At 63.2% G+C, this 8,054-nt stretch carries 8 protein-coding genes; 4 read left to right on the forward strand and 4 right to left on the reverse strand.

Annotated features, from left to right (window positions below):
• Nucleotides 1-277 (reverse strand): hypothetical protein (locus ACX9NE_RS28920; RefSeq protein ID WP_459365193.1); only part of this gene is annotated, 277 nt, incomplete at its 3' end.
• Between the two features lie 241 nt (nucleotides 278-518).
• Between ACX9NE_RS28920 and ACX9NE_RS28925 the strand changes: the two genes are divergently transcribed.
• Nucleotides 519-1,124 (forward strand): class I SAM-dependent methyltransferase, encoded by a 606-nt coding sequence (locus ACX9NE_RS28925; RefSeq protein WP_459365194.1) that lies wholly within the window; start codon nucleotides 519-521, stop codon nucleotides 1,122-1,124.
• 74 nt (nucleotides 1,125-1,198) lie between these two features.
• Here the strand turns inward: ACX9NE_RS28925 and ACX9NE_RS28930 are convergent, their stop codons facing one another.
• Genes ACX9NE_RS28930 through ACX9NE_RS28940 form a run of 3 tightly spaced genes read right to left on the reverse strand, consistent with a single transcriptional unit; the run spans nucleotide 1,199 to nucleotide 3,467 of the window.
• On the reverse strand, nucleotides 1,199-2,326 hold the full coding sequence (locus ACX9NE_RS28930) for a helix-turn-helix domain-containing protein (RefSeq protein WP_459365195.1): 1,128 nt from the start codon (nucleotides 2,324-2,326) through the stop codon (nucleotides 1,199-1,201).
• The gene (locus ACX9NE_RS28935) at nucleotides 2,242-2,850 is read right to left on the reverse strand and encodes a hypothetical protein (RefSeq protein ID WP_459365196.1); all 609 of its coding nucleotides are present in this window, start codon (nucleotides 2,848-2,850) and stop codon (nucleotides 2,242-2,244) included. The genes ACX9NE_RS28930 and ACX9NE_RS28935 overlap by 85 nt, the downstream gene beginning before the upstream one ends.
• A complete protein-coding gene (locus ACX9NE_RS28940) occupies nucleotides 2,781-3,467 on the reverse strand; it encodes a TIGR02391 family protein (RefSeq protein ID WP_459365197.1) in 687 nt (228 codons plus the stop codon). Before ACX9NE_RS28940 ends, ACX9NE_RS28935 begins: the two co-directional genes overlap by 70 nt.
• Before the next feature lie 271 nt (nucleotides 3,468-3,738).
• Between ACX9NE_RS28940 and ACX9NE_RS28945 the strand changes: the two genes are divergently transcribed.
• The 3 genes from ACX9NE_RS28945 to ACX9NE_RS28955 all read left to right on the forward strand — a co-directional run bounded on the left by ACX9NE_RS28945 (nucleotide 3,739) and on the right by ACX9NE_RS28955 (nucleotide 6,961).
• Nucleotides 3,739-4,104, forward strand: coding sequence for a hypothetical protein (locus ACX9NE_RS28945; RefSeq protein ID WP_459365198.1), 366 nt, complete (start codon nucleotides 3,739-3,741; stop codon nucleotides 4,102-4,104).
• Nucleotides 4,105-4,259: 155 nt separating this feature from the next.
• Complete coding sequence (locus ACX9NE_RS28950) at nucleotides 4,260-6,050, forward strand: PE family protein (RefSeq protein ID WP_459365199.1); 1,791 nt, start codon at nucleotides 4,260-4,262, stop codon at nucleotides 6,048-6,050.
• 305 nt (nucleotides 6,051-6,355) lie between these two features.
• On the forward strand, nucleotides 6,356-6,961 hold the full coding sequence (locus ACX9NE_RS28955; RefSeq protein ID WP_459365200.1) for a class I SAM-dependent methyltransferase: 606 nt from the start codon (nucleotides 6,356-6,358) through the stop codon (nucleotides 6,959-6,961).
• Nucleotides 6,962-8,054 lie beyond the last annotated feature (1,093 nt).

Genomic DNA, 8,054 nt, shown 5'->3' on the forward strand with positions numbered 1-8,054 from the left:
CGTCATCGTCCAGAAGATTGGAGCGTTCGACTCCGTCGATATTGCTCTCATTTAGAATTCTTGACCAGCGCGGATCGATGTTCTCCGACGAGCTGACCGGAATGAGCGGAGTGCCGGCACCGCCCCAAGTTCCGCAGAGGTCACGCACACAATCGCACGCCGACATGTAGTCGTACCGGTCGATCGCCACGGCCCCGGCTCGCGGTCGCAGTTGACTGCTGACCAGTTGTTCGCCCTTGAGGGGTTCGGCGACGAGCAGCGGCCATTGATCTGTCACTACTAGTCAGCTCTCTACGATTCGACGAGCGGTCCACGCGCTGAAGCATCCTGCTATGCCGTGACAATACCTGCGGTGAACGTCAATACGGCCCGGAACGTCCATCGCCCAGCCGCATTTAAGGCCCAATCCTTGGTTTGGATGTGCACGCATGATCGGTGGTGCATCGGACGGCCGGCAACGCCGCACATTCATGACGAGGCATCTCCGGATCGGAATGACCTGCACGACAATGAACTGCGTGGAACTCGAACAAAGCCATAGCAGGTGGAACCACAACACCCACTACTACGACGTCGTCTTGTCCGCGGCGCCATGCAGCGCGAGCACCGCTCTTGACGTAGGCGCCGGGGACGGTCTGCTGGCATATCGTCTCAGCAAGCAGATCGCCGAAGTCACGGGCGTCGATTCCGACTCTTCTGTCATTGAACGCGCGAAATCCGATTGGCCGGCGGTCAAGTGGATTGAGGGTGACATCATGACCACCCCATTGCCTGTCGATCACTACGACCTGGTGTCGGCGGTGGCCACGGTTCACCACCTCCCCGACCTCCGCGCTGCGCTAGTGCGATTGGCAGACCTCACCGCCCCTGGCGGATCTCTCGTCATCATCGGCTGTGCGCGCAGCTCGACAATCGGCGATTACGCCACGGATGCGGTCGGCGCTGTCCAGCACCAGATCTTCTCGCGAACTCGGGGCTACTGGCAGCACACCGCACCCGTGCTGCTGGATTTTCCTCACACCAATTCGCAAGTTCGACAGACTGCGGAGCATGTCCTTCCCGAAGCGGCTTGGCGTCGGCTCCCGCTTTGGCGTAACGCCATCGTTTGGAAGAAGCCTCATTGAACCTTGCGTCGTCCGAGGATCTAATCGGGAACTCCTCACCAATAGCCTTGCACTGGAGTCATATTCAATTTTTCCTAGAGAGCTCGCAAGCGTGTCTCTGGCGGCAAGAAGACGACCTCGCCGGCGGCTTCCCGACGTCCGGTAAGTCGCGCCACCTCATCTCTGGTCAGTCCCGCAGTATTGAGGAGAGTCTGACCGATGGTACGAGCCAGTTCTGGTGTCTCATCGGCGATTGAGTCGGCAGCAGGTTCATTCCGACGCCACCCACGAGCGTTCATGTTCCGGTAGAACCGCTGCCGATCGGTGCCCGTTGCTTTGCCAAGCCGATAGGCGTGTTCGAAGAGGGCAGCCATCGACACGCCCCACTGCTTCTTGAGCGCAATCAGCCGCGATGGAGTCAGGTCTCGTAGATCGGGTTCGATGACGTGGCGGGGCATGAGGAATTCGGCGGCGAACGCGTCGGCTTGGGCTTCCACGTCGGGATCGACGTAGCTGGAATGCAGGACAAGGTGACCCAGTTCGTGCGCGAGGGTCCATCGCTTTCGGTCGTTGGTCAGATCTGCATTCAACAGCAACACCGGACAATCACTTGCCCATTGCGACAGGCCGTCAATTCGCTTGGTACCAAGGCGCTCTTCGATCACGATCACACCGGCTGACTCAATCCATCTGGTCAGGTTGCGCACTGGACCGATCGGCATCCGCCATTGGGCGCGCACCATCTTCGCCGCATCGGCCGGCGTCGTGTCGTCGGGATCGAACGTCGGAATGTGATTGGCGGGATTGATCGGCACTCGGCGCATCAGGAACGCTGAGCGCATCCGGTACAGGTTGAGCTTGGCTTCGGCTGCCTTCCAGTCACTGACCTTCGTAGTCTTCTGGCGCCGCATGTGTGCATCCGCAGCGATCGCGCCCGTGAGCTGGAACGCGTGAGTCAGGAACTCCGGTGACACGTCGAGGGCTTCGCTGATCTTCGCGACGGCCTCATCATCGGGCTCACGCAAGTCATTCTCGTAACGAGACAACGCCGCCTGGGTGATACCCAGCCGTGCGGCGAGTTCTTCCTGCGTCAGACCGGCGGCACGTCGGGTGGTGAGGATGACGTCGCCGATCCTGGTCATGATCCTTCGTCCGTCGAACTCTCGTCGTCCACGATCTCGCTGAGATCGAGCTGCGGCAGCTCCGGCGGTACGGGTGCCCACGTGATGTCGGCCGCGGATTCACCCCCGTTGGGATTCAACGTCACTGACCACACGGGGTTGTCCTTGCCGTCCCGGAACGACAAGATGGCGTCGCCGATCTCGCCAATGTCGGGATTCCAGATATAGCCCATGGCCAAGGTCATGAGCTCCAAACCAGGCAACGTGGCGCGATTGGTCCAGAAAGCCAGTGCGCCTGGTGTCGGGAAGGACTCGATTTTCAGGGCGCCGGAATGGCGTTTGAACCGCACCACGTAGTTGCTGCCGAAGTGAATCTGACGGGTGGGCTCGTTGTCGACGATGGTGACTTCAGCGTGGTCGACGAGCTGCCGCACCATGCCGTCCCACATACGTTCATGTATGAAGTTGGCCACGAAACGCTTGGAGAAGTTCACGAACCACGCGGGCCGGAATTGCTCGAACGCAGTGAGATCATCCCGCGCGGTCTCGACCGCCTTCACGAAGGCCAAGAGGAACTTGTCGCCGAGGTCGTCGATGACCTTCTGCTGATCCGGGTATTGGAACATGCCAGAAAATATACCGACCTCATCCGACGTCTTGCGGCGACATGCCGGCCCAATGGCGCCGAGATCGTGTCAGACCGCCCGACAAGGTGTGCTACATGGCTCAGAACAGCAATCATTTCCAGGGCCTCCCCAATGTCGGGTTCCGGCCAGCCAGGGTGCGAGACGAGGTTGCGCACGGCCAAGAAGGCGCCACGCACCAGAGCCGCGGCACCCTCATGAGCTGATTTCCACGTTTTGGACGCAGGATCGACTCCGCCGATCCGAAGTCGCGGAGAACCCTGCACCGGTTCGCTGACCGAATACAGCACAGCGAGGTTTTCACCAGAGAGGCTCGGGCCGGCGGTGGACTGCAACAGCCCCTCCGGTGCGGTTGCTGCGGTCTGCACGGCTGCGCGTAGATGGCCGTCGTCCCACAGGTTTGGCGCGGCGCCCCAGATGGTCGAATGCAACTCGGAGGCGGCGAGTCGAGGGCCGGTCGGACCCACGATGCCGGCGAGTTTTTCGCGCTGAGACTTGGAGTTCAACACTCGCGAGGGTTGTGTGCGCCAACGACTGGACCGGTGCGCCGCATCGCAGTTCGAGTTAGATTGCTCGCCGATACAGACGTCAGCACACACAAACGCTAAGCCCGTTGCCCCAGATTCAATGAGAAAGACACGCGCTTACCCCAGATTCGATGAGAATGCCCCAAGATCAATGAGAACGGACATTTGCCAGCGCCAGCCTTGTCGGTGCACGAATTACTTTGACGCACAGATTATTTCGTCACGGTGACGAAATAATTGCCGCTTCCCCGATCGCAGTTTCTGACGCCGCGGACGCCGGGGGATTAGCGTGTAGGTAGGTAGTGCGCAACATGCCTACCTTGGTCCAAAGGAGGGCAAGCGCGTGGCCATCCCATTGATAGCCGGATCCGGCGCAGTGCTCGCCGCGTGTGTGGTGATCTTCGCGCCGATGGCGCACAGTCAGGGCGGTAACGTTCCCGTGCCTGAGTCACCGTGCGATCTGCCGGTCTCGAGCGGTTTGATCATCTGGCAACACGCACCCGGCATGCCGGACCGTTCCGTTTTCGCCAGCGAGGCTGACCTCTACAACTGCCGGCCAACGCTCGATACATGGCGTGCGGGGCAGCCGACCGGCCCCGGGTACTGCTCAAAGATCGCGTGGTCGTCGGACAATCCCGGTTACGTCCCCGGTGTCGCGCCCGCAGCTCCGTTGAAGAAGGTCATCGACCAAGTGGGCGATTGCTCGTAGATCTGCCGTCGCCAACTTAGGACGTCGGGAGTTCAGCATCCCTAGCTGTGAGCTCGCTGTCAACCCGCGGTGTTTGCCCGTCGAATGCTCTGCTAAGTCGATACCGTCACCTCGGCAGGGCGGGTTCGGGCTGCACTGTACTCGAGGGGATTGCGATGTCTTTTGTGATTTTGGACCCGGCAATATTGGCGTCGGCGGTCCCAGAGCTGGCGGGCATCGGTGCGGCAATTGCTGCGGCGAACGCCGCGGCGGTGGGTCCGACGACGGAGATACTGTCCGCCGGTGTCGACGAGGTATCAGGCGCCGTCGCAGCGCTATTCGGGTCGTATGCCAAGACCTACCACGCACTCAGTTCCCAAGTATCGCTGTACCACAACGACTTTGTGCAGACGCTGGCCGCCGCTGGTCTCGGCTATGCCGGTGCTGAGGCCAGCAACGCCTCGCCGTTACAAGCTTTCGGGCAGGACCTTCTCGGTGTGGTCAACGCGCCGACGCAGGCGCTTTTCGGTCGTCCACTCATCGGCAACGGCGCCAATGGCGCGCCTGGTACCGGGGCCAACGGTGGGGCCGGCGGCATCCTGTATGGCAACGGTGGGGCCGGCGGTTCGGGAGCGGCCAATCGGGACGGCGGCGCCGGTGGGGCGGCGGGTCTGTTCGGTAACGGTGGCATCGGTGGTGCTGGTGGCAGCGGCGGACCCCTGAACGGCAAGGGCGGCAACGGCGGAGTCGGTGGAGCGGGCGGCTTGCTGGTCGGCAACGGTGGCCACGGCGGTGCCGGCGGACTCGCCTCCGGCAACAACCCTGGGGGCGCAGGCGGTGCCGGTGGCGCCAGTGGCCTGCTGCTGGGCAATGGCGGCGCCGGTGGTACCGGAGGCTCCAGCGGTAATGGAATCGCCGGGATGGGCGGAGCCGGTGGAACCGGCGGAATCCTTCTGGGCGCCGGGGGTGCTGGCGGCGCCGGCGGAGCGGGACAGCTGGGCAGCGGAGGCGCCGGCGGCACCGGTGGTGCGGGCGGACTGCTGGGCGGTGCGGGTGGTGCTGGCGGCAGCGGCGGCGTGGGAAATGTCGATGGAGGGATCGGCGGCGCCGGCGGTGCCAGCGGTCTGCTATTCGCCCATGGCGGCGACGGTGGTACTGGCGGTCTGGGCTTGACCGGTGCGGGTGGAGCGGGCGGAGCCGGCGGTAATGCCGGCATGCTGATCGCCGATGGAGGCCATGGTGGTACCGGCGGAGCCGGTTCCATCGTGGGCGGCCTGGGCGGGGCCGGCGGAAGCGCCAACACGTTGATCGGCAACGGCGGTGCCGGCGGGTCCGGTGGCGCGGGTGCTACGGCCGGGGCCGGTGGACTCGGTGCCGCGGCGGGGATTTTAAGCGGGAACGGCGGAGCCGGGGGTAACGGCGGGGACGGATTAGGCATGGTCACCCGGGGCGGGGCCGGGGCGGCCGGCGGCAAGGCGGGACTGCTGTTCGGTAGCGGAGGGGCCGGTGGTTCCGGCGGAAGCGGCACCCAAAGCGCTGGCGCCGGCGGCGCCGGTGGCAGTGCAGGTGTTCTCGTCGGCGACGGCGGGGCCGGCGGCCAAGGGGGGATCGGTGGTCTCCTCGGCGGTAAGGGCGGCGCCGGTGGCGGTGGTGCCTTGCTGATGGGCAACGGCGGCGACGGCGGCGACGGAGGAAACTCCTTCCAGAACATCGCCGGGGACGGCGGCAACGCCGGCAACGCCGGGCTGATCGGCAGCGGCGGAACGGGCGGTGCCGGTGGTACGAGCGGCAGTGCCGGTGGGCCCGCGGGCACGGGTGGAAATGGTGGCGCCGGCGGCAATGCCGTCCTAGTGGGCAACGGTGGCAATGGTGGCAACGGCGGAACTGGTACGGTTCCTGGTACGCCGGGGGCCGGCGGTAACGGCGGGCTGTTGTTCGACCAAACCGGAAATAACGGGGCAACCTGAGTAGCCGTAGCCCGGTCGCCGTCGGTCACGCTCACGAATAAGCTGGCTGTGCAGTTGAATTCGTGACTATGACGTTTGATTGCTTGAGGCGGATTCCTCCGTTGTCAGGGCGTGTCGGCGTAAGTCCGGGTGAGGGTGCGCCAATGTGTCGCACGGCTGGCGACGCCTTTGACAGCCCTCGCCACGGTTGGGGTGCGGTCGCAGCTGAGTCCAGCTACCGCAAGATCTCGGCGGCGCGCGCAACCCGAATGCAACGAAAATTCAGGTCCGGTTGTTTCCTTATGTCGGGGACCACAATGGACGGCGTGCATCTCGAAGAAGGCCATAGCAGGTGGAACCACAACACCCACTACTACGACATCGTTTTGTCCTCGGCGCCCCGTGGCGCGAGGACGGCCCTTGACGTCGGCGCCGGCGACGGTTTGCTGGCAGCCCTTCTCAGCAAGCAGATCGCTGATGTCGTTGGTGTCGATTCCGACGCTTCTGTCATTAGGCGCGCGAAATCCGATTGGCCGGCAGTCGAGTGGATTGCGGGTGACATCATGACCACCCCTTTGCCGGTCGGTCACTACGACGTTGTGGCGGCTGTCGCCACCGTTCACCATCTCCCAGACCTCGGCGCAGCTTTGGCGCGACTGGCAGACCTCACAGCCCCCGGAGGATCTCTCGTGATCATTGGGTGCGCGCGGAATTCGACAATCGGCGACTACGCCGCCGATGCGGTCGGCGCGGTCCAACACCAGATCTTCTCGCGCACTCGGGGTTACTGGCAGCACACAGCACCCGTGCAGTCGAACTTTCCTCACACTTATTCGCAAGTTCGACAGACTGCGGAGCATGTCCTTCCGGGGCTGGCCTGGCGCAGACTCCCGCTCTGGCGTTACGGCATCATTTGGAAGAAGCCTCATTGAGGCTCTTTGCGTCGTCCGACGGATCTGCGGCGAACTGGCAGCGCTTCTGATCAATAGCGTGTCAACCAAAGGGCGTTCGGCGGAAGGCCAACCCGCTTTCAAGATGATTCGTCACCGTGACGTTTACTAGCGAGGGCTGCAGCGGTTGAACCGACCCGGCGTCCACGCAACGCAGGATCATCACTACGGCCGTCTCAGTGCTTCGTCACAGTCAAATCGGGGTTGGAGGCGCGTGCCAGGCGCCGAGCGCCGAGACGAGATGAACAGGTGGTACTCGCGGATGGGCCTGCGTCGCATCAGTGAGGCTGCAAGGCTCGCGCCGCCGACCTCCATGACGCAATCGCCTCCGGCGTTCAGCCTTGACCTTCCCTCGGCCGATGCGAATCCTCATGCCGATAAGCGACATTATGTCAGGTTAAGTACGCCGTTTTCATCTGATGAATCACGGACGTTCCGAGTGACCTCGCCCCGCGTTTGGAGTTGATTTGGCTAAACCGCTTCGACGCCAATGCGTTACGACAGATTCGCCAAGCGCATAGCGCCTCCGTCTGGGTCGGTCGCCGCGACACGCGCCGACCAACACTCGTTTCGCGATGGGACCTACCAGCACCGATGTGATAATGATTCATTAGTTGATTCAATGATGCATTAGATGAGACGGCTTGGGACGCCGGATTGCCCGTCGACAAGAGCGGTCGAGTGTTCCTGTTGGGCTCGGTCCCGCTGCTGCATCCCGAGGTTCAGAGGGTCAGCAAACCGTCGCCTTCCCCACCAGGTGAGGTACTGGGCTCACCGCGTTTCGATCTTCCCGGCGGTTACGACGCCTCTTCTGCTGTCTGACAGACCTACGCCTAAAGGCCCGCACTGGCGGGGCAATATGGCGGAATCCAATATTGCGGGTTACCAGTAAACGTCAGCCGCTGAGCCGTCCCCGTCAGGTCCCCCCACCGTCTCGCGCTGACGCCGACCGACCGGCCTGGCGGTTGTTACCCCGGGTTCATACCCAGTGTTCGACGACAAGGCGTCAATACAAAGGTGCACTATGCATAAGCGCCGAAATGTCGCCCGAACCGCCTCGTTGGCTGATGGCCCC

The sequence above is a fragment of the Mycobacterium sp. ML4 genome (assembly GCF_054515735.1).